Here is a 22,031-nt window from a genome sequence, read left to right on the forward strand (position 1 = left end):
ACGAGGCGCCGGTGCGAGGCTGAGCCCATGCGCGCATCCCTGAGGTACCTCGCACTGGGTCTGGCCGGAGCGCTCGGCGTCTCCGGCACCGTTCTCGGCGGCTCCGCGGCCGTTGCGCACGACGACCGGCAGCACGGGGGCCGGGGCTCGCCGGTCACCGCCGAGCTGCCCAAGGTCCCCGTCATGACCGGCGGCGGCGGCGCGGTCTCCTCCGTGGACCCGCTCGCGAGCCAGGTCGGCATCGACGTGCTCGAGCGGGGCGGCAACGCCGCCGACGCCGCCGTGGCCGCGGCCGCGGCCCTGGGCGTCACCGAGCCGTACTCCGCGGGCATCGGCGGCGGCGGGTTCTTCGTGCACTACAGCGCGGAGACCGGCGAGGTCCGCACGGTCGACGGGCGCGAGACGGCCCCGGCCACGTTCACGGAGGACGAGTTCCTGGACGAGGGCGGCGAGCCCCTCGACTTCGCCACCGTGGTCAGCTCCGGGAAGTCCGTGGGCGTGCCCGGCACCCTGGCCACGTGGGAGACCGCGGCCGAGGAGTTCGGCACGATGGACCTGCACCGGTTGCTGCGGCCCGCGGAGCGGATCGCCGCCCGCGGCTTCGTGGTGGACGAGAACTTCCAGGAGCAGACCGCCCAGAACGCCGAGCGCTTCGGGAGGTTCCCCGAGACCGCGGAGCTGTTCCTGCGCGACGGCGAGGCGCCCGCGGTCGGCACCGTGTTCCGCAACCCCGACCTCGCCCGCACCTACCGCACCATCCGGCACGAGGGCACCGGCGCCTTCTACGACGGGTCGATCGGGGCGGCGGTCGTCGACGCGAGCCGGGAGCCCGCCACCGCCGAGGGCGTGGAGGTGCTCCCCGGGGAGATGACCCTCGAGGACCTGGGATCCTACGAGGCCCTGCTCAAGGACCCGGTCTCCACCGAGTACCGCGGCCTGGAGGTCTACGGCATGGGGCTGCCCAGCTCCGGCGGCATCACGGTGGCCGAGACCCTGAACCTCCTGGAGGCCTACGACGAGCGCACCGGGACGGGCCTCGGCGAAGTCTCCGGGACCCAGTACCTGCACCGCTTCTCGGAGGCCACGGGGACCGCCTTCGCCGACCGCAACCGGTGGATCGGGGACGTGCAGGGCGTGCCCGTCGAGGAGCTCACCAGCCAGGAGTTCGCCGACGAGCGCGCCTGCCTCTTCGACCCCGCTGAGGCCCAGGAGCGGCCGATCCCCTTCGGCGAGCCGGACGGGGACTACGCCGCCTGCGGGACTCCCGGGGCCCGTCAGCCCGAGCCGGTCGGCGGCGTCTCGACCACCCACCTCAACGTGGCCGACCGGTGGGGCGACGTGGTCTCCTACACCCTCACCATCGAGCAGACCGGCGGCTCCGGGATCACGGTCCCGGACCACGGGTTCCTGCTCAACAACGAGCTGACCGACTTCAACTTCGCGCCCGTCACCGAGGGCGTGCCGGACCCGAACCTGCCCGGCCCGGGCAAGCGGCCCCGCTCGTCGATGAGCCCCACGATCGTGCTCCGGGACGGGGAGCCGTGGATGTCGGTGGGCACCCCCGGCGGCGCCACGATCATCACCACGGTGGCGCAGATCCTCACCGGGCACATCGACCGGGACCTCGACCTCGTCGACGCCGTGGCCGCGCCCCGGCTGAGCTCCCGCAACGGGGCCGAGGGCGCCGACCTGGGCCTCCTCGACTCGCCCACGGGCGACGAACTGATCGCCCTCGGGCACGAGCTCGAGGACGTGCGCTGGATCGGCAACGCCTCCGCCATCCGGATCCTCGGCGACGGCCGCTTCGAGGCGGCGGCCGAGACCGAGCGCGGCTACGGCGGCTCCGCCATGGTGGTGCACCCCGAGCCGTGACGCCGCGCTGTTGCTGACCGGCCGCTGACCTGTCACCGAGGCCCCGGGCCCCGTCCGCTCCGGACGGGGCCCGGGGCTTGTCGGGACACGTCCTAGGCTGGGTCCGGACCGCGCGTCCCGCGCCACGTCCGTCCGACCCAGGAGCCGCACCGTGTTCAGCCACCCGCCCGCCGACCGCCCCGGCCCCTCCGAGCCCGTCGTGCCGGGGGACCCCGCCCTGGACGACCGGTGGCGGGCGGCCACGGACGGGTGGCGCCCGTCCTCGATCCGCCCGTCCTCGATCCGCTCGGGCGAGCCCGACCGCGTCCGCGCCTGGGTGCGCCACGCCTGGGAGGGCCTCGCCGGCGGGGGTGTCGACGGCGCGGCCGCCGGGCCGGACGACGACGACGCCGTCGGCCGGCGGGTGCACGACCTGATGACCGTCGCCGCGCTGTTCGTCCTCCAGGAGCGCTTCCTGTCCGTCGCCGCCGGTGAACCGGTCCCGGCCGGGGCGCCCGACCCCCGCCGGGACGGCGCCCCCCTGGGCGACGACGAGGTCCTAGCGGTCGTGCGGCAGACGTGGGAGATCGACCCCGCGGAGGAGGGGGCGGAGGGGTTCGCGGCGGAGCTCGCCGGGTTCCTGCAGGACCACCTGGACGAGCTCGCCGAGGAGGTCCGCGAGCGGCTGGTGGACCGGCGCGGCCCCACCCAGGTGTTCGCCGAGCTGTGGAGCCTCGAGCACGTGGACGAGCTCGAGCCCGCCGACCAGGAGGGGGAGCCCCCGTTCCCGCTCTCCACGGACGACATCGCGTGGATCGTCAGCGGCGTCCCCGGCCCCGAGAAGCACACCGCCTGGGAGTGGCTCACCCGCTGAGCCGGACCCCGGCCGCAGCGGCACCGGAATAAGCCGGCCCGCCGACGACTTTTATGGATGTATCCACAAAATTTGCGACGAGGAGCCCCGCATGACCATCCAGCTCGGCCTGAACACCTTCGGCGACCTCTACCCCGGGCCGGACGGGCGGATGCTCGGCGGGGCACAGGTGATCCGCAACGTCGTGGCCGAGGCGGTGCTGGCCGACCAGGTGGGACTGGACTTCTTCGGCATCGGCGAGCACCACCGGGAGGACTTCGCGGTCTCCTCGCCCGAGACGGTGCTCGCCGGCATCGCCACGGTCACGGAGCGGATCCGCCTGGGCTCCGCGGTGACCGTGCTCAGCTCCGACGACCCGGTGCGGGTCTACCAGCGCTTCGCCACCGTGGACGCCCTCTCCTCCGGCCGCGCCGACGTCATCCTGGGCCGCGGCTCCTTCACCGAGTCCTTCCCGCTGTTCGGCTACCCGCTGGACGAGTACGAGGCGCTGTTCGAGGAGAAGCTGCAGCTGTTCGACCGGCTCCGCACCGAGGGCCGGATCGACTGGCAGGGCCGGCTGCGCGCGCCCATCCAGGGCCTGGAGGTCTACCCCAAGACCGAGGCCGGCGCGCTGCGCACGTGGATCGCCGTGGGCGGCTCGCCCAACTCGGTGGTCCGCGCCGCCCACTACGGGATGCCCGTCATCTTCGCGATCATCGGCGGCAGCCCCTCGGCCTTCGCGCCCTTCGCCGACTACTACCGCCAGGCCCTCGAGCACTTCGAGAAGGAGCCGCAGCCGGTGGCCTTCCACTCCCCGGGCTACGTCGCGGAGACCGACGAGCAGGCCCGCGAGGAGTTCTTCCCGCACCAGGCGTACACGCACGCCCGGATCGGCAGGGAGCGCGGCTGGGGCCCGCTGACCCGCGCGGAGTTCGACGCGATGTGCGGGCCGGAGGGCGCCTACTTCGTGGGCTCCCCGGAGACGGTCGCCCGCAAGATCGTCCGGTCCTCGGCGGCGCTCAGCGCCTCGCGCTTCGACCTCAAGTACGCGGTGGGCACCCTGGACCACGCCCGGATGCGGCGCAGCATCGAGCTCTTCGGCACCGAGGTGCGCCGCTACGTCGAGGACATGACCGCCGACCTGCCCGCGGGCACCGCCGCGTAGCCCCGCCCCGGCCGGCCGGGGCGGGCCGCTCAGAGCCGCGTCGTGACCGCGTCGTGGGGCAGGGTGACCAGCACCGTGGTCCCGACGCCCGGCTGCGACCGGACCTCGAGCGCGGCCCCCGCGGCGTCGGCGATGTCCCGCATGATCCGCAGGCCCAGATGGCCCTCGGGGGAGCCCCGGGAGTCGTCGAAGCCGGTGCCGTCGTCGCTGATCGTCAGCACCGTGGCGCCGTGCTCCACGCCGAGCCGCAGGCTCACCGTGGACGCGTGGGCGTGCTTGGAGATGTTCGCGAACGCCTCCCGCGCCACCTTCAGGAACATGCCCTCCTGCTCCGGGGTGAGGAACACCGCGGGACCGATCTGCACGGACGTGTCGATCCCCCGCTGGGCCAGCGGGTCCGCGAGCCGGGCCAGGGCCTTCGGCAGTCCCAGGGTGAGCAGGTCCGGGGAGTACAGGGCGGTGGTGATCCCGCGCAGGGTGCGGAGGCTGCCCTGCAGGATCGTCCGGGACCGGCCCAGCGCGCTGCGCTGCTCCGGGACGTCAGCCGTCATCTCCTGGGCCTCCAGGGAGTAGGACAGGCCGGCCAGGTCCTGGATCACGTCGTCGTGCAGGTCCCGGGCGACCCGCACCCGCTCCAGCTCGGCGGCGTCCACGGCGTGCTGGAGCAGCTGTGCGCGGGCCGTCCGGTGGTCCTGGATCCGGCGGGCCAGACCCACCGCCGGGGCGAGCTGCGCCAGCTGGAACAGCGCCAGGGTCAGCAGCAGCGCCGGCGCCATGCCCATGAGCACCGAGCTCTGCTCGTCCCGCACGATCGAGTCGTCGTAGTACGCCTCGAGGACCAGCTGCTCGCCGCCGGCGGGGACGAACCCCACGTAGACCTCGACCAGCTGCCCCGCGCCGGACTCGTGGGAGTTCTCCGCCGCCTGCTGGTGCTCGATGGTGGCGACCCCCTCGCCCCGGGCCACGAGGTCCTCGTCCCACGGGGGCGGGCCGTAGTTCTGCCCCACGAGCTCGTGCTCGTCGGAGTAGACGATCGTGCCCTCATCGTCCCAGATCTTGATCCGGTGGATGGTCCCGTCGTCGAGCCAGGGCTGCATCCGCACGTCCAGCTGGGCCGTGGCGGCCGCGTCGCCCGCGAGCAGGTCGTCGGTGATCAGGGGCGCCACGGCGTGGGTGGCCAGCCGCTGGGTGACGCGCAGGACGTGCTGCACGGCGTGCTCCTCGGCGACGGCCCGGATCCACCAGGTGGTGGGCACGGCGGCGACGAGCAGCACCACGAGTCCCGTGAGCAGGAACCTGCGAACGGCGGCCCGCACCTCGGACCGGTCGGTCGGCGGGGCCGGCGGGGGCAGCGGCCAGTCGTCGAAGACGACCGCAGCCCCCGGGTCGGCGCGGCCCACGTGCGAGAGCAGGCGTCTCATGACCGGACCGTCAGCAGGCCGAGCCTCGAGGCCACGGCGACCGCCTCCAGCTGGGAGTGGGCCCCCAGCTTGACGAGGATCGTCTTCACGTAGCCGCGGCAGGTGTTCGGGGTGATGTTCAGCAGTCGTGCGTTCGCGCCCACGCTGTGCCCCTCGGCCATCAGGCGCAGGACCTGGAGCTCGCGCCGGGTGAGCGCCGGCACCCCGGGGTCCGGCCGGCGGGCCGGATCCGTGGTCGCGAGCAGTGAGGGGTGGACCGCCATCGTGCCGCAGCGGGCGCTGCGGATGGTCTCCAGCAGGGTCGCGAGCGAGCCGTCCTTCGGCAGGAACGCGCAGATCCCGGTGCTCGCGGCGGCCTCCAGCACGTGCTGGGTGGGGTCACCGGTGAGCATGACGATCCGTGTCCCCGGCCGGTCCCGGAGGATCCGGGCGGAGGCGGTCACCCCGTTGCCGCCGGCGAGGTGGTAGTCCATGACCACCACATCGGGCCGCAGCGCCGCGCACAGGCGGACGCTCGACTCGACGTCGTCGGCCACGCCGACGCTGCACAGGTCCGGCTCCTGGCCCAGCGCGCCGGTCAGCAGCTCCGCGAACGTGGTGTGGTCGTCCACCACCAGGATCGAGGTGCGCGCCGCGCGCCCCTCCGCAATGTCAGCGTCCATCTTGGACCAGCCCCCCGGCAACCCCTGTACTACGTGTGGGTAGTATGCCGATTGCAAATCATGGACACCAAGCGGGCGAGTGTCATCTGTTTGGGGGTTGACAAGGGGACATTCGGTTCGTGAACGCCGTCGGCTGCACCAGCTCATGCCTCCACCCCCTATGCGGCCGTGCTCAGGCTGCGGCCCAGGAAGGCCTGGAGCACCGAGACCGCCTCCTGCCGGGCGAGCGGGACGCGGGCGCCAGGGACCCAGTCGGGGTCGCCGGCCCGGCTGTGGAGCACCAGGAGGGCCGTCAGGGCCTGGCCCAGCTCGTCGCCGGTCGCGGCCGTGGCCTGCAGCATGCGGGTGTAGGCCAACTGCAGCACCCCGGACGGAGCGCATCCCAGCTCCTGGTCCAGGGTCCACCGGCACTGCTCGTAGGCCTGCAGGCCCTCGACCGAGCGCCCAGCCCCTTCGAGCCCGAGCACGAGCACGGTCCAGGCTCGTTCGTTCAACGGGTCGGCCGCGACCACCTTCCGTGCCTGGGCCACGGCTTCCTCGCAGCGGCCCAGCTCGAGGTCTGCCTCGGCCAGCAGCACACGGGCCTCGGTCACTCGAGCCGCGAAGGCGCTGCGCTGGGACTCGATCCACTCGCAGTCCTGCTCGTCCTCCAGCAGGGAGCCCGAGGCCATGCCCAGCGCTCGGTGCAGCAGCCGATCCGCCTCGCGGGCGGAGGAGCGCATCGCAGTCTCCAGCAGTCGCTCGAAGCGGGGCAGGTCCAGATCCACCAGGGCGGCGTCGATGACGTAGCCGCCGTTCGTGGTCCTCAGCGGACCGTTCCTGCCCTGCCCGGGCTGGAGGTGCCGGCGCAGAACGCTGACGTAGCTCTCCAGGTTCGCGGAAGCCGCCGCGGGTGCGTCGTCCCCCCACAGCAGATCGACGAGTCGTTGCTTCGACACCCGTGTCCCCAGATGCAGGAGGAGGATCTCGAGGATCCGCCGCTGCCGGGGACCCCCCAGCTCCTTGGACGTCAGGGTCCGGCTCCCGCACCGGACCACCAACGGACCGATGACCTGCACCGACAGCCTGGCCCCCGTGGCACCGGCTGCGGTTCGAACGTCGACAGTAGAAACATCCATCGTGATCACTCCCCCCGAAGTGCCTCCACTGTGGCGGGCGGCCCCCCTCGGCCAACAGCACCGGATGGGGGGTGGGGCACCCCCCATCTGAGGGGTGTGCCAAAGGGAATGACCGGCGCACAGGGCGCCGGCCCCCGGGAGTCCGGGCCTCGACCGCCTGGAAGCAGCCCGCCCCGAGGGCCGGACGGGCCCGACCGCAGCCTTCACCGGCACCGATCTGCGACATGGAACGTCATGAACACGGGGCGACTGTCCCCCGAGCTGACGACGTGCGGAGGTGATCGGTCCGCACCGCAACGTTTCTCCAAGGTTCCGTGCCGACCGTGGGGTCATGACCACTCAGGACTCAACAGCCGTCGTCGACACCCCGCCGGCCCGGCGGGGACGCCACCGCTGGATGCCGCCGGCGCTGTTCCTGCTGGCGGTCCTTCTGGTGCTGGCGCACGGTGCCCTCTCCGCGGAGAAAGAGCCGGGCACCATGCTCGGAGCCTCCGGGTCCGTGCCCGGAGGGCTCGCGCGTCTCAACGGGGTCATGCCGTACACGCAGTTCGTCGCCCAGGAGGGACGGGACGTGCCGGCGGAGCTCAGCGGAGACGTTCCGAGCGGCGCCCACCTGGTGATCGTCCTGCTGGAGCTCACCGCGATGGAGCCCGAAGGCCTGGACTTCGACGCCGACGACTACGTGGTGGAACGGCTCGGGGGCCGCACGTCGCAGGTGGTCTGGGCGTCGCCCTCCGAGGCTCCGCTCGCGCAGAACGAGACCGTGCAGGCGGAGCTGGTCTTCGAGGTGCCCGACAAAGCCCTCGAACTGACTCTCGCCGGAGCCGGCGACGTGCGCCTCTCGATGGGTGCCGAACACCACAGCGGCGGCAGAGGACGCTGACCGCACGGAACGACCCGGTCGTTCCACCATATGTCATGACCAGAACGCGGGACCGCGCGGAGCGCAACGGTCCCGATCCAAGGGGGAGCAACATCATGGCCGTCTCAAGAAGAAACGTCCTGCTGCTGGGCGGGCTGGGAGTCGCAGGGGCGGCTCTGGGCGTGCCGACGACAGCGGTCAACGCCAAGTCGGCGAGCGCGCTCGCCGACTCCCTGATGCCCAGGCCGTTCCGGACCGAGTTCGCCCAGGCGCCCGTTCTCGCTGCTGACGACCCGCTCGGCCGGCCCACGATCGATCCCGTCGACGGGAAGCCCATCAAGTACTACACGGTCACGGAGCAGGCCGCCTCGGCCCAGATCCTGCCGAAGGCGGGTCTCCTGACGCCCATTCTCGGCTACAACGGCATCTTCCCGGGCCCTACGATCGACGTCTACCAGGGCACGAAGATCGAGCTGACCGTGGTCAACAAGCTGCCGCGCCAGCACGCCCTGGACGGTCACAGCCTGGACACGTCCACCCACCTGCACGGTTCCGCGTCGCTGCCCCAGTACGACGGCTATGCCAGCGACATCACGCGCCCGGGATTCCAGAAGACGTACAAGTACCCGAACTTCCAGGGCGCCAGGACCCTGTGGTACCACGACCACGGGGTCCACCACACTGCGCTCAACGCCTATTCGGGGCTGGCGGGGCAGTACCACATGCACGACGCCAACTCGGAGCGGCTCCTGCCGCGGGGGAAGTACGACGTCGCGCTCACCGTCTCCGACGCGATGTTCGCCGCCAACGGAGCTCTCGGCTACGACGACAACAGCCGGTCGGGGCTGTGGGGGGACGTCATCCTCGTGAACGGCAGGCCCTGGCCCGTCATGAAGGTGCAGAAGCGGGTCTACCGGTTCCGTTTCCTCAACTGCTGCATCTCCCGGTCCTTCCGGCCCCGGCTCAGCACGGGGGACCCGCTCGTCATGGTCGCCACGGACGGCGGGCTGATGCCGAGCGCCCAGTCGGTCCGCGAGTACCGGCACGCCGGCGCCGAGCGCTACGAGTTCCTCGTCGACTTCAGCAAGTACAGGACGGGACAGCGGATCGAACTGCAGAACCTGTCCAACGACAACAACGTCGACTACGACTTCACGAACAAGATCATGGCCTTCGACGTCGTGGACGAGCCCGTGGACACGTCCGACCCCACCTGGAACCGGATTCCCACCGCTCTCGTCGGCAGCGAGGTGATGGATCTGCAGGAGAGCCAGTCGACGAGGAGACGACACTTCCGGGTGAAGCGCGACGACAGCACCTGGACGATCGACGGGGAGACGTGGGCGGACGTGATCGCCAGCAACTACCGCAAGGTGATGGCGGAGGTCGAGCTGGGGGCCACGGAGATCTGGGAGTTCGAGAACTCCTCGGGCGGGTGGTTCCACCCCATGCACATCCACCTCATCGACTTCAAGATCATCGGACGCAACGGCCGGGCTCCGTTCGCCTACGAGAAGGGGCCGAAGGACACCGTCTACGTGGGCGAGGGGGAGACCGTCCGGCTGCTCATGAAGTTCGGACCCCACCAGGGCCGGTACATGGTGCACTGCCACAACCTCGTCCACGAGGACCACGACATGATGGCGCAGTACCAGGTCGGCGAGTCGGCGGACCCGGACCCCAACGATCCGATGACGGCGGACCCGGCGGTGCCGGCGGGAACGAGCAGCACCACTCCTTCCCCCACGCCGTCCCCCTCGCCGTCGGCCTCGCCCACGCCGTCAGTCTCGCCGTCGGCCACGTCGTCGCCGTCCGCCTCGCCGTCGCCCACGCCCACGCCCACCAAGAAGTCCGGGAAGAAGACGCAGACCAAGGGTCCGCGTGCCGGCAGATGACGTGGACCTGTCGTATCAGCCGCACGGGCGCAGCGGCCCCGCTGTCCCGAGAAGAGAGGATGAGCTGACATGGTGCAGCTGAGACCCGCCCCCGTCCCGACCCGGCAGAAGCCGGACCGGACACGTCACCGGCCCATCGGGCCGCGGGCGGTCTGGGCGGTGCTGCTGGGCCTGGTCCTGGTCCTGGCCACCCGGGTCTGGTTGATCGAACCCGTGGTCGTCGCCTCGGACAGCATGGAGCCCGCCATGGGGCAGAAGAGCGTGGCGCTGCTGCTGAAGCCCGATCCCGATCCCGCCGCGGTGTCCGCGGGCACCGCGGTCGTCTTCCCCCACCCCGACGACGGCAGCATGACCGTGAAGCGGGTGGTGGCCACCGGCGGACAGACCGTGGCGATCGAGGACTCCCTCCTCGTCGTCGACGGCAGGACGGTCGACGAGCCGTTCGTCGACCACAGCCGGATCGACGGCACCTACTTCGGCCCGGTCACCGTCCCCGACGGACACGTCTTCGTCATGGGCGACAACCGGGGCGTGTCGGTCGACTCCCGGCACTTCGGCACCGTTCCCGCAGAGGACCTGGAAGCCACGGTCCTGCTGCCCCGGCCCTAAGCCCGCCGCCGCTCGACGGCAACCGCACCAGCGGGCCCGGGACTCGCCACTGCCCTCGTCCCGGGCCCGCTCCTCCATGTCATGAACGGGGCATCCGCAAGGTATTTCCAAGACCCGCACCGTTGTCTGTTTGCACATGCACCAACTGGGGGAGAAGGGCATCCGATGAAGACCACGAAGAGGATCCGCGTGCCGGAGGAGACGGCGGCGGAGGGCGTCTCGCGCAGAGGCGTCCTCACCGGCGTGATGGCCGGCCTGGCCGCGCTGCCGGTCACGGGGCAGGCCCATGCCGCGCCCAAGGCGCCCACACCCAAAGTCCCCGCGCCCACGGCTCCCGCTGCGGCTCGCGTGCTGAGCGCGACCCGGTCGGGCCACGGTACGGGGGCGCCGCGGGGCTCCGACATCGCGGTCACCGCGGGGCGGACCAAGGAGGGACGCTTCGGGGTCATGTTCAAGAAGCTCCCGGCCTTCGCCCCGAGCGACGACCTGCTGGCGGACCTCGCGCAGCAGATGGTCGACCGCACCCCGCCGCTGGCCGACGTCTCGCTGAGCAACGACGGGTTCGACAACCCGGACATTCCTGCCGGCTACGCCTATCTGGGGCAGTTCATCGACCACGACATGACGCTCGACAAGACGCCCATGCCGCAGCAGGAGCTGGACCCGAAGGGACTCACCAACTTCGACACCCCCTTCTTCGAGCTGGGCTCCGTCTACGGCAGGGGGCCGGCCGCCGACCCCCAGCTCTACGACCCGGCCGATCGGCGCCGGATGCGCATCGGGCGGAACCACGACGGTTTCCCGGACCTGCCGCGCAACGCGGACGGCACCGCGATCATCGGGGACCACCGCAACGACGAGAACCTGATCGTCGCCCAGTTCCACCTCACCTTCCTGCAGCTGCACAACAGGTTCGTGGACGAGGGCATGACGTTCCAGCAGGCGCAGCAGATGACCCGGTGGCACTACCAGTGGCTGATCGTGCACGACTTCCTGCCCCGCATGGTGGGCAGGGGGCTGGTGGCCGGCATGCTCAAGCCGCGCAGGGGCGGACCGACCGGGGTGGACTGCAAGTTCTACAAACCCGGCAATCCCACCCGGCCCATGATGCCCATCGAGTACTCGGTGGCCGCCTACCGGTTCGGCCACAGCATGATCCGCGCCGAGTACGAGATGCACGACGCGGTCACCATTCCCTTCTTCGGGCACCCCGCGAACGACCTCCGCGGGTCCCGCCCGCTGCCGACCATCGCACGGGCCGACTGGAACTACTTCTTCGACGTCCCCGGGATGAGCGAGCCGGACGACCGCAACATGACGCGGCTGATCGACACCAAGCTGGCGCTCCCGCTCAACGAGCTCCCGCCGACCGTGGTGCAGCACGTAGACGGCGCCATCCTCTCCCTGGCCCACCGGAACCTGGTGCGGGGCAAGCGGCTCGGCCTGCCGGCCGGCCAGGACGTCGCCAAGGCCATGGGTGTGGCACCGATCCCCAACGACAGGCTCGGGCTCACGGACCCCGGCTGGAAGGGCCGGGCACCGCTCTGGTACTACATCCTGAAGGAGGCGGAGCTGCTCGGCGGCAGGACGCTGGGCCCCGTCGGCGGGAGGATCATCGCGGAGGTCGTCCTCGGCATCCTCTCCCTGGACCGCTCCTCGTTCCTCAACGCCCGGACCGGATGGGCGCCTGCGAGGACACCGTTCGAGTGCGGCGACTTCCTCGAGATGGCCGGTGCCCTCGAGAACATGCCGGTCGGCGACGAGGACGAGGACCCGGAGGTCGAGCTGCCGGAGGAGGAGGACCTCGAGGACGAGCACCCCGAGGACGAGGACCCCGGGGGCGCCTGACCCGCCTGCTGTGAGTACACGGAAGCGTGTACCGTGAGGGCATGTCCTTCGTCGCCCCCACCCACACCTCGGCGCTGTCCCGGCTGGGTGCCGCCCTCTCCGACGAGACGCGCCTCCAGATCCTGCTGGCCCTGCGCCACGCCCCGGGCCGCCCCTCGGAGCTGGCCCAGGCCCTGGGCGTGTCCAAGCAGGTGATGTCCAACCAGCTCGCCTGCCTGCGCGGATGCGGGCTGGTGACGGCCTCCGCCGAGGGGCGCAGCACCTGGTACCGGCTGGCCGATCCTCGCCTCGGCCCGGCGCTGGGGGACCTGCTGGAGCTGGTGGTGACCGTGGACCCCACCTGCTGCTCCCCGGCCGGATGCACCTGCGCATGAGCTCCCGCACTCTGGGACCGGGCCCCCTCACCTCGGCACGCCGGGCGGTCCTGCACCGGCGGGTGCGCCTGATCGTGGCCGGCACCATCACCTACAACGTCCTCGAGGCCGTGGTCGCCCTGACCGCCGGCACCATCGCCTCCTCCGCCGCGCTGATCGGCTTCGGGCTGGACTCCGTCGTCGAGGTCCTCTCGGCTGCGGCGGTCGCCTGGCAGTTCGCCGCTCCCGACCCGCACCGCCGGGAGAAGGTGGCCCTGCGGGTGATCGCGTTCTCCTTCTTCGGCCTGGCCGCCTTCGTCACCGTCGATGCGCTGCGCAGCCTGCTCGGGGCCGCCGAGCCCGAGCACTCCCCGGTCGGCATCGGACTGGCCGCCGTGAGCCTGGTGATCATGCCGCTGCTGTCCTGGTTCGAGCGGCGCACCGGCCGGGAGCTGGGCTCCGCGTCGGCGGTGGCCGACTCCAAGCAGACCCTGATCTGCAGCTACCTCTCGGCCGTGCTGCTGGTCGGACTGCTGCTCAACAGCACCTTGGGCTGGTCCTGGGCCGACCCGCTGGCGGCCCTGGTCATCGCCGGGTTCGCCGTGAAGGAGGGGCTGGAGGCCTGGCGGGGGGACGCCTGCTGCACCCCGGCGGCGGTGCTCGTCGGTGACGACGAGGACGGCGACGGGTGCGCCGGCGCGTGCGGCCCCGGCTGCTCCTGCTGCGCCCCCTGACCCCTCGGCCGCCGGTCCCTGCGGGCGGCCGGCCCCGTCCGGGCGGGAGCGCACCCAGGGGCCGGCCCGTGCGCCGAGGGGGTCGGAGCACGGGCCGGCTGGAGGGAGCGCTGTCTCAGATGCTCATCCGGTGCCCACCACCCCCCTCGCCTCTCCGCCGCGCGTGGACTGCACGAGCACGCTCGAGATGCGCTGGCCCGGGCCGGGCTTGGCCCGGTACTCCCAGTTGCCGAGCGAGTCCACCGGGGCGGAGCCGACCTTGACCGGCGTGCCCGAGGTCGTGTTGTAGATGTTCACCGAGGTCGCCGGGTTCAGCAGGGACGGTGCACCGGGCACGAGCGCCGTGCCGGTGAGCCGCAGCTCCTTGCCGACCCGGTGGCGCGAGGCCGCCGCGACGGTCACCACGTCGTCGCTCTTCAGGGTGATCGTCGCGGGGGCGCTCGCGACCCCGGCGGCGTTCTTGACCACCAGCTGGAGGACCGGGTCCTGGTCCGCGGCCGCGGGCGCCGTGGCGGAGACCGTGGTGAAGAACGGCACCACCACCTTCGGCTTGGCCACGGTCTTGCTGCTGAACGTCACCTGCGGCCCGCTGACCTGCGTCCACTCGTAGGAGGCCGCGTTCGTGGACCCGCTGCCGTCCAGCTCCGTGGCCATCCCCCGGGCCACCGAGCCGGGCAGGGCCGCGACGGCCGCGGTGGCCGCGGGCTGCACGACGTCGGGATTGTCCGGGGTGGTGCCCTCCGTGACGGGACCGGGATCCGGGGCGGGATCGATCGGGGCCTCGCCGACCGGGGTGGCGTCCCCGCCGGTGACGACCACGGGCACGGTGGTCCGGCTCGTCCCGGAGGTGGAGACCGTGGCCTCGACCGGGGGAGCGAGCGTGGGGAACGAGCCCTTGTAGACGTTCGCGGTGCCGGTGGCGGTGAGCTTCCCGAAGCCGGCGACCTCCGGGGCGGTCCCGGAGGCGGACGTCGCCTCGACGGTCAGGGCGGTGCCGTCGTAGGTCGCGGCCGTGGCGACCGAGACGTCGGTGACGGCGACCTCGGCGCTGCTGACGGGCTTGTCCCCGAGGTTCCGGACCGTCACGGTCGCCGGAGCGGCGCCCGTGTACGCGATGCGGGCGTAGGCGCGCTCCGAGTCGCCCTCGTCCTTCTCCATGGGCGTGGTCGCGAAGACCCCGTCCTGGCCGACCACCTCGAGCTGGTCCCCGCGGCTGGTGGCGAAGACGTCGAGGTGGCCTCCGCCGACGACGGCCCGGTCGGCCTGCACGCCCGTGTTGGTGGAGATCTTGCCCATCACGGAGAACTGGTCGTTGCGGGCGGTGGCGCCGTCCGAGGTCTTCACCTCGAAGAAGTTCGTGCCGAGCGGGCTGCCCGTCACGGTGTGCTCCACGTCGGGGTTGCCCAGGTAGCCCTCGGGAGCCCCGGCGTCCCACTTCAGGAACGGTCCGAGGTCCCCCTTGAGCGGTGTCTGGAAGTTGCCGATGGCGGGGGAGACGTCCTCCACCAGGCGCCCGCGGCCCCGCTCGTCGGTGTCGACCGTCACGGTGCCGTAGGGGTGCTGGAAGGTCAGGGTGGTGTTGGGCGCGGCGTCGTCCACGTCGATGCGCTGGCGGGAGAAGACGACCTGGTCCCCCGGGACCGGGTTCTCGTTGGCGAAGGCGGCTTCCAGGGCGAGGGTGAGGACCGCGTCCCCACCGCCGGGGATCTGGACCTCGGAGCCGGCGAGCATGTAGAAGGCCTCGCCGGGGAAGTTGTCCGGGAAGGAGATGGGCTTCAGCGGATCGGGGACGTCCCCCGGCGGGAAGGCGCACAGCGGGTTGTCGCCGTCCAGGCACAGTTCTGTGCGGACCTTGCTGCTGTCCTCGTACCAGGCCGGGAACCCGTGCTCGGTGTTCACGGGTCCCACGGCGGTCAGGCCGCCCGGGTTGCGCTGGACGACCTCGGTGGCGGCGGTCGAGGCGCTGATGCCGGTGGCGCCGAGCAGGAGCGCGGCGGCGGCGGCGACCGTGCGGCGGCCGCGGGGGTGCTGTGGCGGGTCCCGCAGCAGTTCGCGGGGCCCGGTGGAGGTGCTCATGATGTCTCCTCAAGTAGCGGCGGTGCTGATAGCGCGAATATGCAAAAGCGCACTTGAGAAAACCCTGTGGCACCGGGCCCGGGCCGGGGCCGCCACGGAACGGGAGGGGGGAGGGCTCGACGCACGACGTCATGACGGGCCCGGAGGAGGGACTGCGCTCAGCTCCGCAGCCGGGCCACGGCGTCGTCCTGGTGCAGGATGTCCTGGCGCATCTCGTCCTCGAGGAACGCCAGCAGCGCGCGGGAGAGCTCCGAGTTCTCGGAGGCCACGGCGTCCCGGGCCACCGCGGCCCGGAAGTTGTGGGCGAACGCGTCGATCGCGGTCTGGGCCACGCAGCTGTGCGTGGAGATCCCGCAGAGCATCAGGTGGGTGGCGCCCAGGTTGCGCAGCCGGGCCGCGAGGTCCGTGTCGAAGAACGCGCTGTCCCGGGTCTTGACCAGCCCCGTCCCGCCCTCGGTGTCGAGACCGGCCACGTACTCGGACTGCTCCGTGCCGGGGAACGCGAAGCCCTGCCCGTCGTCGTGCATGTTGACGGTCCACGTGGAGCCGTCCCGCTCGTGCTGGGTGCGGATCAGCACGATCGGGCAGCCGCCGTCGCGGGCCGCCCGGATCAGCTCGTTGACCTTCTCCGTCACGGGCTCCCGCTGCTCCTCGAGCTCGGGGAAGTCGAAGTACGAGTTCTGCATGTCGATGACGAGCAGGGCGGTGCGGCCCTGCGCCGGGTGCTGGGGCATGGCGTCCTCTCCGGTGCGGGGGGAGCCCCGCGGGGGGCTCCGGTGGACAACGATCCGATCAGTGAACTTACTACCTTCGGGCGCGCGGCTCCACCCGCTCCGGGGCTCCGGTAGCCTGAGGCGCATGGCCTATCACGCGGACGCCCTCGAGCTCGAGGGCAAGGAGATCCTCACGTGGGAACGCTTCGGCGAAGCGACCCAGGAGCTCGCCCAGAGCGTCGTGGACAGCGGTTTCCTGCCGGACATCATCATCGCGGTGGCCCGCGGCGGTCTGCTCCCGGCCGGTGCGCTGTCCTACGCGATGGGGGTCAAGCTCTCGGACGCGATCAACGTGGAGTTCTACACCGACGTCCACCAGACCCTGCCGGACCCCGTGCTGCTCGCCCCGATGCTGGACACCGAGTCCATCGCGGGCCGGAAGCTGCTCGTCGTCGACGACGTGGCGGACTCCGGGCGGACCCTCGCCCTGGTGCTGGAGCTGCTGCGCGGCCTGGGCGCGGAGGCGCGCTCCGCCGTCATCTACGGCAAGCCCCGCTCCGTGATCCGGCCCGACTACCTGTGGAAGGCCACCGACGACTGGATCGTCTTCCCCTGGTCGGCCGCCCCACCCGTCACCGCCGGCGCCTGACCGCCCCCGGGCCGCGTCCCGCCCGGGCCGCTCCTCATCCGGTCAGCGCAGCGCCGCCCGCACCCCGGGGTGGCCGGCCACGACGAGCCACACGACGTTGACCGCGACCAGGACGGTGGTGCTGAGCCCGGGCAGCAGGTGCCCGCCCAGGAGGAACACCGCCAGGTCGAAGAGGTCGCCGAGCACGGCCAGGGAGCAGAAGACGATGCCGAGGATCCAGCCCCACTGCAGCTGCTCGCGCAGCGGGAACCAGACCAGCGAGTAGAGGGCCGTCGTCAGCACCACGCCGAGGAGCGCCAGCGCGGCGGACAGCCCGGCGCCGGGGAGCCCCGGCACCCGCACCAGGTCCTCCATACCGGGGAGCTGGGCGCTGGGGCCCGCGACCGCCTGCACGAACGTGTCCGCCACGTTGACCGCGAACGAGAGCAGGGTGAGCCGCAGCAGCAGGCGCAGCCGGGCCGTCATCGGCGGCCCGGGCGGGACCGTGCCGGGACCCGGGCCGCCGGGGAGCCGCGGGGGCGGCCCGCCGCCCGGACGGTGCGGGCCGCCGGGACCGTGCGGGTGCTGGCTCATGGCCTGTGCCTCCTGGCGCGCGCGAGGTGTGCTCACCGCCGAACCTACCGCTCCCTGCCCCGTCCGGCACGGGTTTCCCGGGAGCGTCCCCCGCGGGACCTCCCCGGGGCGGCCCGTGCGACGTGGATCACCCGGGGTAGGCTGGCACGGTAGGCACCGACGGCGCGACCGCTCGTCGGTCGTGCGCGCACCCGTGACGACCGACCAGCCAGGAGCAGCCGCGACATGACGACTCAGCACGACCGGACCGCAGCCCCCGACCGCCACCGCGCCGAGGTGATCGACGCCCCGCTGCGTGCGGACGTCCGCCGCATCACGACCCTTCTGGGGGAGACCCTGGCCCGCCAGCGCGGCGATGAGCTGCTGGAGCTGGTCGAGCAGGTCCGCCGGCTCACCAAGGACGCGAAGGACGCCAAGGCCTCCGGGGCCGACGACGCCGCGGGCCAGGTCCGCGACCTGCTCGGCTCCCTGCCCCTGGACCGGGCGACGGACCTGGTGCGGGCCTTCGCCCACTACTTCCACCTGGCCAACGCCGCCGAGCAGGTGCACCGCGTGCGCGTGCTCGGCCGCCGCCCCGAGGACGAGGGGTGGCTCGCCGCGGCGGTCGCCGACGTCGCCGCCGAGGCCGGTCCCGACGCCCTGCGCGAGGCGGTGGGCAGCCTGGACGTCCGGCCGGTGTTCACGGCGCACCCCACCGAGGCCTCCAGGCGCTCCGTGCTGACGAAGATCCGGCACCTCTCCGACATCCTGGCCCGCGAGACCGCCGAGGGCTCCGCCGCGCGCCGCAGCCAGGACCGGCGCCTCGCCGAGCTGATCGAGCTCCTGTGGCAGACCGACGAGCTGCGCCAGAACCGCCCCACCCCGCTCGACGAGGCCCGCAACGCCCTGTACTACCTGCGGGAGGTCCTCACCGAGACCATGCCCGTGCTGCTCGCGGACCTCGAGGACCAGCTCTCGCAGCACGACGTGCACCTGCCGGCCGGCCCCCCGCCGCTGCGCTTCGGGTCCTGGATCGGCGGGGACCGGGACGGCAACCCCAACGTCACCCCCGAGATGACCCGCCGGGTCCTCCAGCTGCAGGGGCAGGCCGCCGTGGACATCGCCCTGAGCTTCCTGGACGTGCTGGTCTCCCGGCTGTCCCCCTCCACCGCCATCGTCGAGGTCGACCCCGAGCTCCGCGAGTCCGTGGAGCGGGACGTGGCCCACCTGCCCGGCCTGGACCCGCGGGTCCTGGAGCTCAACGCGCAGGAGCCGTACCGGCTCAAGCTCACCTGCATCAAGGCCAAGCTGATCAACACCCGCCGCCGGTTCGCGGAGGAGACCGTCCACGAGCCGGGCCGGGACTACCGGACCACCGCCGAGCTCGTGGCCGACCTCGACGTGGTGGCACGCTCGCTGCGGCACCACGCGGGCGCGCTCGCCGCCGACGGCTCGCTCGCCGCGGCGACCCGCACCATCGCCGGCTTCGGCCTGGGCCTGGCCACCCTGGACGTCCGCGAGCACGCCGACGCCCACCACGAGGCCGTGGGGCAGCTGCTCGACCGGCTGGGCGAGCTGGACCAGCCGTACGCGGACATGGACCGGGGGGCGCGCGCCGCGGCGCTCGCCGGGGAGCTCGCCGGCCGCCGCCCGCTCGCCCCGCCGGGTCTGTCCACGGGCGCCGTGCACCTCGACGGCGACGCGGACCGGACGTTCGCGGTCTTCCGGGAGATCGCCCGGGCCCAGGAGACCTACGGCGAGGAGATCGTCGAGACCTACATCGTGTCCATGACCCGCGACGCGGACGACATCCTGGCCCCCGTGATCCTGGCCCGCGAGGCCGGGCTGGTGGACCTCACCGGCGAGCAGGACCGCGCCACCCTCGGCTTCGCACCGCTGCTGGAGACCGTCGGGGAGCTGCGCCGCTCCGCGGAGGTCATCGACGAGCTGCTCTCCGACCCGGCCTACCGGCGGGTGGTCGCGGCGCGCGGGAACATCCAGGAGGTCATGCTCGGCTACTCCGACTCCAACAAGGAGTCCGGGGTGATGACCAGCCGGTGGGAGATCCACCGGACCGAGCGCCGGCTGCGCGACGTCGCCGCCCGGCACGGCGTGCGGCTGCGGCTCTTCCACGGCCGCGGCGGCTCCGTGGGCCGCGGCGGCGGCCCCACCCACGACGCGATCCTCGCCCAGCCCAGCGGCGTCCTCGCCGGCGAGATCAAGTTCACCGAGCAGGGCGAGGTGATCAGCGACAAGTTCTCCCTCCCCGCCCTGGCCCGGGAGAACCTCGAGCTGTCCCTGGCCGCCGTGCTGCGCGCCACGGCGCTGCACCAGGACCCGCGCTCCACCGAGGAGGAGCTGGACCGGTGGGGCGAGGTCATGGACGTGGTCAGCGACGCCGCCTTCGCCTCCTACACGGGCCTGGTCGAGGACCCCGACCTGCCGGAGTACTTCCTGTCCGCCACCCCGGTGGAGCAGCTCGGCGCGCTGAACATCGGCTCCCGCCCGGCCAAGCGCCCGTCGTCGGACAAGGGCCTGTCCGGGCTGCGGGCCATCCCGTGGGTCTTCGGCTGGACGCAGTCCCGGCAGATCGTGCCCGGCTGGTTCGGGGTGGGCTCGGGCCTGCGCGCCGCCCGCGAGGCGGGGATGGAAGGGGACCTGCGCACCATGCTGGAGCGCTGGCACTTCTTCCGCTCCGTGATCTCCAACGTGGAGATGACCGTGGCGAAGACCGACCTGGAGATCGCCGCCCACTACGTCCGGGCGCTGGTGCCCGAGCGGCTCCAGCACGTGTTCGAGGTGATCCGCCGCGAGTACGAGCTCACCCTCGACGAGCTCGCCCGGCTCACCGGGCAGGCGGAGCTGCTGGACGGCAACCCCACCCTGAAGCAGACGCTCGAGGTGCGGGACCAGTACCTCGACCCCATCTCCTACCTGCAGGTGGAGCTGCTCCGCCGGATCCGGGAGCAGGACGCCGAGGGCGGGGAGGTCGACGAGGGCCTGCAGCGGGCCCTGCTCATCACCATCAACGGGGTGGCCGCCGGCCTGCGCAACACCGGCTGACCGCCCGGGCCGGGCGGCGGCGCGGGGGGACGCGGTCGCCCGGACCCGGTCCGCGGGCGGGAAGACGTCCGCGGCCCGGCCGGACCGGGGCCCGGATCAGGGGACGGGCAGCAGCAGGGCGACGGCGCCGAGCACGGACAGTCCCGCCCGGAGGTGGTTGGCCCGCGTCCACGGCCGCGCGTAGGCGGACCACACCACGGTCCGGCGATCGGTGCCGGCCAGCCGGGCGTTGAGCGGGACGTTGACCGCCACGGTCAGGACCCAGCCCGCCAGGGAGGCCAGCGCACCCAGCACGCGCAGCGGCCCGCCGGGTGCGGAGAGGCTCGTGCCGACCACGACCAGACAGGCCAGGGCGGTGCCGAAGAGCAGCACCAGGAAGGGCGCCCGCACCGCGGCCCGGTTGACGGCGATCATCGCCGAGGCCGCCGCGCCGCCGGGGAGGCGCCGCAGCGCCGGCATCACCACCAGGGAGAACGCCAGGTAGAACCCGCCGACCAGGCCCGAGCCGATCCCGGCGACCAGCGCCGGCCACGTCTCCACGCCGCGGGGCTCAGTCGCCGACGGCGTCGCGGCCGCGGCGCACGATCAGCGGATCGGCTGGGTGGACCACGGACGGGTCCTTGTCCTCGTAGTCGAACTGGTCCAGGAAGAAGCGCAGTGCGTTGATCCTCGCCCGCTTCTTGTCGTTGGACTTCACCGTGGTCCACGGGGCGTGGTCGGTGTCCGTGCGCAGGAACATCTCCTCCTTCGCCTCGGTGTAGTCCTCCCACCGGTCCAGGGAGGCGAGGTCCTGCGGGGAGAGCTTCCACCGGCGCACGGGGTCGATCTGGCGGATCGCGAACCGGGTCCGCTGCTCCTGCTGGGTCACGGAGAACCAGAGCTTGGTGAGGTGGATGCCGGAGTCCACGAGCATCTTCTCGAACACCGGGGCCTGGTCCATGAACCACGCGTAGTCCTGCGGGGTGCAGAAGCCCATCACGGGTTCCACCACCGCGCGGTTGTACCAGGAGCGGTCGAAGAGCACCATCTCCCCGGCGGTGGGCAGGTGGCGGATGTAGCGCTGGAAGTACCACTGCCCGGCCTCGCGGTCCGAGGGCTTGGTCAGGGCCACGACCCGGGCGGCGCGCGGGTTGAGGTACTCGGTGAACCGCTTGATCGTCCCGCCCTTGCCGGCGGCGTCCCGGCCCTCGAACACGATGACGTGCTGGAGGTCGTGGTCCTGGCCCCAGTACTGGAACTTCAGCAGCTCGATCTGGAGCTTGTACTTCTCCAGCTCGTACTCCTCCCGGCCCATCAGCTCGTCGTAGGGGTGGTCCTCCCGCCAGGTCTCCACGGCCGAGCCCCCCGGGTCGATGAGGTCCGGGTCCTCCTCGTGCCCGTGGGGCACGGTGTAGCCCATCTGCGTGAGGTGGTCGATGAACTCCCGCAGGTTCTCCCGCACGGCCCACTGGTCGGCGGGCATCCACTGCCGTTTTCCGTCGGGCATCGGCCGTTCCTCTCCGGTCAGGGTCTCTTGAGCGCAGTGTAGGCGTGCTCATCCTGACCCGCCCGGACGGCGGGCACATGACCGCCCGGTGAACACCAGGGGCTCGGTCCTCCTGCCCCGC

General features: G+C 72.4%; 19 protein-coding genes. 11 read left to right on the forward strand and 8 right to left on the reverse strand.

Features of this window, described 5'->3' with window-relative positions; genetic code table 11:
- Positions 1–27: 27 nt before the first annotated feature.
- From ggt to E7Z53_RS04650, 3 genes are all read left to right on the forward strand, one after another.
- On the forward strand, positions 28–1,872 hold the full coding sequence (gene ggt / locus E7Z53_RS04640; protein ID WP_176337295.1) for a gamma-glutamyltransferase: 1,845 nt from the start codon (positions 28–30) through the stop codon (positions 1,870–1,872).
- Between the two features lie 151 nt (positions 1,873–2,023).
- Entirely contained in the window at positions 2,024–2,725 is a 702-nt protein-coding gene (locus E7Z53_RS04645) for a hypothetical protein (RefSeq protein ID WP_176337296.1), read from the forward strand.
- A gap of 91 nt (positions 2,726–2,816) precedes the next feature.
- Positions 2,817–3,869, forward strand: coding sequence for an LLM class flavin-dependent oxidoreductase (locus E7Z53_RS04650; RefSeq protein WP_176337297.1), 1,053 nt, complete (start codon positions 2,817–2,819; stop codon positions 3,867–3,869).
- Between the two features lie 29 nt (positions 3,870–3,898).
- On the opposite strand, the gene E7Z53_RS04655 is transcribed toward E7Z53_RS04650, so the two are convergent.
- From E7Z53_RS04655 to E7Z53_RS04665, 3 genes are all read right to left on the reverse strand, one after another.
- Positions 3,899–5,290: a sensor histidine kinase gene (locus E7Z53_RS04655; RefSeq protein ID WP_176337298.1), complete on the reverse strand. Its 1,392-nt coding sequence runs from the start codon at positions 5,288–5,290 to the stop codon at positions 3,899–3,901.
- Positions 5,287–5,952 carry a response regulator transcription factor gene (locus E7Z53_RS04660; RefSeq protein ID WP_052132837.1) on the reverse strand — a complete coding sequence of 222 codons (666 nt, stop codon included), beginning with the start codon at positions 5,950–5,952 and terminating at the stop codon, positions 5,287–5,289. Before E7Z53_RS04660 ends, E7Z53_RS04655 begins: the two co-directional genes overlap by 4 nt.
- A gap of 158 nt (positions 5,953–6,110) precedes the next feature.
- Positions 6,111–7,070 carry a BTAD domain-containing putative transcriptional regulator gene (locus E7Z53_RS04665; RefSeq protein ID WP_176337299.1) on the reverse strand — a complete coding sequence of 320 codons (960 nt, stop codon included), beginning with the start codon at positions 7,068–7,070 and terminating at the stop codon, positions 6,111–6,113.
- A gap of 331 nt (positions 7,071–7,401) precedes the next feature.
- Here E7Z53_RS04665 and E7Z53_RS04670 point away from each other — a divergent pair, with 331 nt between their 5' ends.
- The 6 genes from E7Z53_RS04670 (at position 7,402) to E7Z53_RS04695 (ending at position 13,371) form a co-directional block, all read left to right on the forward strand.
- Positions 7,402–7,953, forward strand: a complete 552-nt coding sequence (locus E7Z53_RS04670; protein ID WP_152609241.1) for a hypothetical protein — start codon at positions 7,402–7,404, stop codon at positions 7,951–7,953.
- A gap of 35 nt (positions 7,954–7,988) precedes the next feature.
- Entirely contained in the window at positions 7,989–9,827 is a 1,839-nt protein-coding gene (locus E7Z53_RS04675) for a multicopper oxidase family protein (RefSeq protein WP_255219439.1), read from the forward strand.
- A 69-nt stretch (positions 9,828–9,896) separates the two neighbouring features.
- A complete protein-coding gene (gene lepB, locus E7Z53_RS04680) occupies positions 9,897–10,436 on the forward strand; it encodes a signal peptidase I (RefSeq protein WP_176337300.1) in 540 nt (179 codons plus the stop codon).
- A 165-nt stretch (positions 10,437–10,601) separates the two neighbouring features.
- Positions 10,602–12,284: a peroxidase family protein gene (locus E7Z53_RS04685; protein WP_176337301.1), complete on the forward strand. Its 1,683-nt coding sequence runs from the start codon at positions 10,602–10,604 to the stop codon at positions 12,282–12,284.
- A gap of 41 nt (positions 12,285–12,325) precedes the next feature.
- Positions 12,326–12,658 (forward strand): ArsR/SmtB family transcription factor, encoded by a 333-nt coding sequence (locus tag E7Z53_RS04690; protein ID WP_176337302.1) that lies wholly within the window; start codon positions 12,326–12,328, stop codon positions 12,656–12,658.
- The gene (locus E7Z53_RS04695; protein WP_176337303.1) at positions 12,655–13,371 is read left to right on the forward strand and encodes a cation diffusion facilitator family transporter; all 717 of its coding nucleotides are present in this window, start codon (positions 12,655–12,657) and stop codon (positions 13,369–13,371) included. Before E7Z53_RS04690 ends, E7Z53_RS04695 begins: the two co-directional genes overlap by 4 nt.
- Before the next feature lie 123 nt (positions 13,372–13,494).
- Here the strand turns inward: E7Z53_RS04695 and E7Z53_RS04700 are convergent, their stop codons facing one another.
- A complete protein-coding gene (locus tag E7Z53_RS04700) occupies positions 13,495–15,447 on the reverse strand; it encodes a hypothetical protein (protein ID WP_176337304.1) in 1,953 nt (650 codons plus the stop codon).
- A gap of 158 nt (positions 15,448–15,605) precedes the next feature.
- Positions 15,606–16,181 (reverse strand): cysteine hydrolase family protein, encoded by a 576-nt coding sequence (locus tag E7Z53_RS04705; protein WP_176337305.1) that lies wholly within the window; start codon positions 16,179–16,181, stop codon positions 15,606–15,608.
- Between the two features lie 124 nt (positions 16,182–16,305).
- Here E7Z53_RS04705 and E7Z53_RS04710 point away from each other — a divergent pair, with 124 nt between their 5' ends.
- Positions 16,306–16,809 carry a phosphoribosyltransferase gene (locus E7Z53_RS04710; protein WP_017832986.1) on the forward strand — a complete coding sequence of 168 codons (504 nt, stop codon included), beginning with the start codon at positions 16,306–16,308 and terminating at the stop codon, positions 16,807–16,809.
- A 42-nt stretch (positions 16,810–16,851) separates the two neighbouring features.
- Here E7Z53_RS04710 and E7Z53_RS04715 read toward each other — a convergent pair whose 3' ends face one another.
- Positions 16,852–17,382 (reverse strand): hypothetical protein, encoded by a 531-nt coding sequence (locus E7Z53_RS04715; RefSeq protein WP_176337306.1) that lies wholly within the window; start codon positions 17,380–17,382, stop codon positions 16,852–16,854.
- Positions 17,383–17,607: 225 nt separating this feature from the next.
- Between E7Z53_RS04715 and ppc the strand changes: the two genes are divergently transcribed.
- Positions 17,608–20,424, forward strand: coding sequence for a phosphoenolpyruvate carboxylase (gene ppc / locus E7Z53_RS04720; protein ID WP_176337307.1), 2,817 nt, complete (start codon positions 17,608–17,610; stop codon positions 20,422–20,424).
- Between the two features lie 96 nt (positions 20,425–20,520).
- On the opposite strand, the gene E7Z53_RS04725 is transcribed toward ppc, so the two are convergent.
- Both E7Z53_RS04725 and ppk2 read right to left on the reverse strand, forming a co-directional pair.
- On the reverse strand, positions 20,521–20,964 hold the full coding sequence (locus E7Z53_RS04725; RefSeq protein WP_176337308.1) for an anthrone oxygenase family protein: 444 nt from the start codon (positions 20,962–20,964) through the stop codon (positions 20,521–20,523).
- Positions 20,965–20,974: 10 nt separating this feature from the next.
- Positions 20,975–21,910: a polyphosphate kinase 2 gene (ppk2, locus tag E7Z53_RS04730; RefSeq protein ID WP_035925478.1), complete on the reverse strand. Its 936-nt coding sequence runs from the start codon at positions 21,908–21,910 to the stop codon at positions 20,975–20,977.
- Positions 21,911–22,031 lie beyond the last annotated feature (121 nt).

This window comes from Kocuria salina (genome assembly GCF_013368965.1).
GTDB lineage: Bacteria > Actinomycetota > Actinomycetes > Actinomycetales > Micrococcaceae > Kocuria > Kocuria rosea.

Bases quoted from the DNA above. Each gene is read 5' to 3' on its own strand.
- ggt (WP_176337295.1), top strand. From the start codon at position 28: ATGCGCGCATCCCTGAGGTACCTCGCACTGGGTCTGGCCGGAGCGCTC.
- E7Z53_RS04650 (WP_176337297.1), top strand. From the start codon at position 2,817: ATGACCATCCAGCTCGGCCTGAACACCTTCGGCGACCTCTACCCCGGG.
- E7Z53_RS04655 (WP_176337298.1), bottom strand. From the start codon at position 5,290: ATGAGACGCCTGCTCTCGCACGTGGGCCGCGCCGACCCGGGGGCTGCG.
- E7Z53_RS04660 (WP_052132837.1), bottom strand. From the start codon at position 5,952: ATGGACGCTGACATTGCGGAGGGGCGCGCGGCGCGCACCTCGATCCTG.
- E7Z53_RS04665 (WP_176337299.1), bottom strand. From the start codon at position 7,070: ATGGATGTTTCTACTGTCGACGTTCGAACCGCAGCCGGTGCCACGGGG.
- E7Z53_RS04670 (WP_152609241.1), top strand. From the start codon at position 7,402: ATGACCACTCAGGACTCAACAGCCGTCGTCGACACCCCGCCGGCCCGG.
- E7Z53_RS04675 (WP_255219439.1), top strand. From the start codon at position 7,989: ATGACCAGAACGCGGGACCGCGCGGAGCGCAACGGTCCCGATCCAAGG.
- lepB (WP_176337300.1), top strand. From the start codon at position 9,897: ATGGTGCAGCTGAGACCCGCCCCCGTCCCGACCCGGCAGAAGCCGGAC.
- E7Z53_RS04685 (WP_176337301.1), top strand. From the start codon at position 10,602: ATGAAGACCACGAAGAGGATCCGCGTGCCGGAGGAGACGGCGGCGGAG.
- E7Z53_RS04690 (WP_176337302.1), top strand. From the start codon at position 12,326: ATGTCCTTCGTCGCCCCCACCCACACCTCGGCGCTGTCCCGGCTGGGT.
- E7Z53_RS04695 (WP_176337303.1), top strand. From the start codon at position 12,655: ATGAGCTCCCGCACTCTGGGACCGGGCCCCCTCACCTCGGCACGCCGG.
- E7Z53_RS04700 (WP_176337304.1), bottom strand. From the start codon at position 15,447: ATGAGCACCTCCACCGGGCCCCGCGAACTGCTGCGGGACCCGCCACAG.
- E7Z53_RS04705 (WP_176337305.1), bottom strand. From the start codon at position 16,181: ATGCCCCAGCACCCGGCGCAGGGCCGCACCGCCCTGCTCGTCATCGAC.
- E7Z53_RS04710 (WP_017832986.1), top strand. From the start codon at position 16,306: ATGGCCTATCACGCGGACGCCCTCGAGCTCGAGGGCAAGGAGATCCTC.
- E7Z53_RS04715 (WP_176337306.1), bottom strand. From the start codon at position 17,382: ATGAGCCAGCACCCGCACGGTCCCGGCGGCCCGCACCGTCCGGGCGGC.
- ppc (WP_176337307.1), top strand. From the start codon at position 17,608: ATGACGACTCAGCACGACCGGACCGCAGCCCCCGACCGCCACCGCGCC.
- ppk2 (WP_035925478.1), bottom strand. From the start codon at position 21,910: ATGCCCGACGGAAAACGGCAGTGGATGCCCGCCGACCAGTGGGCCGTG.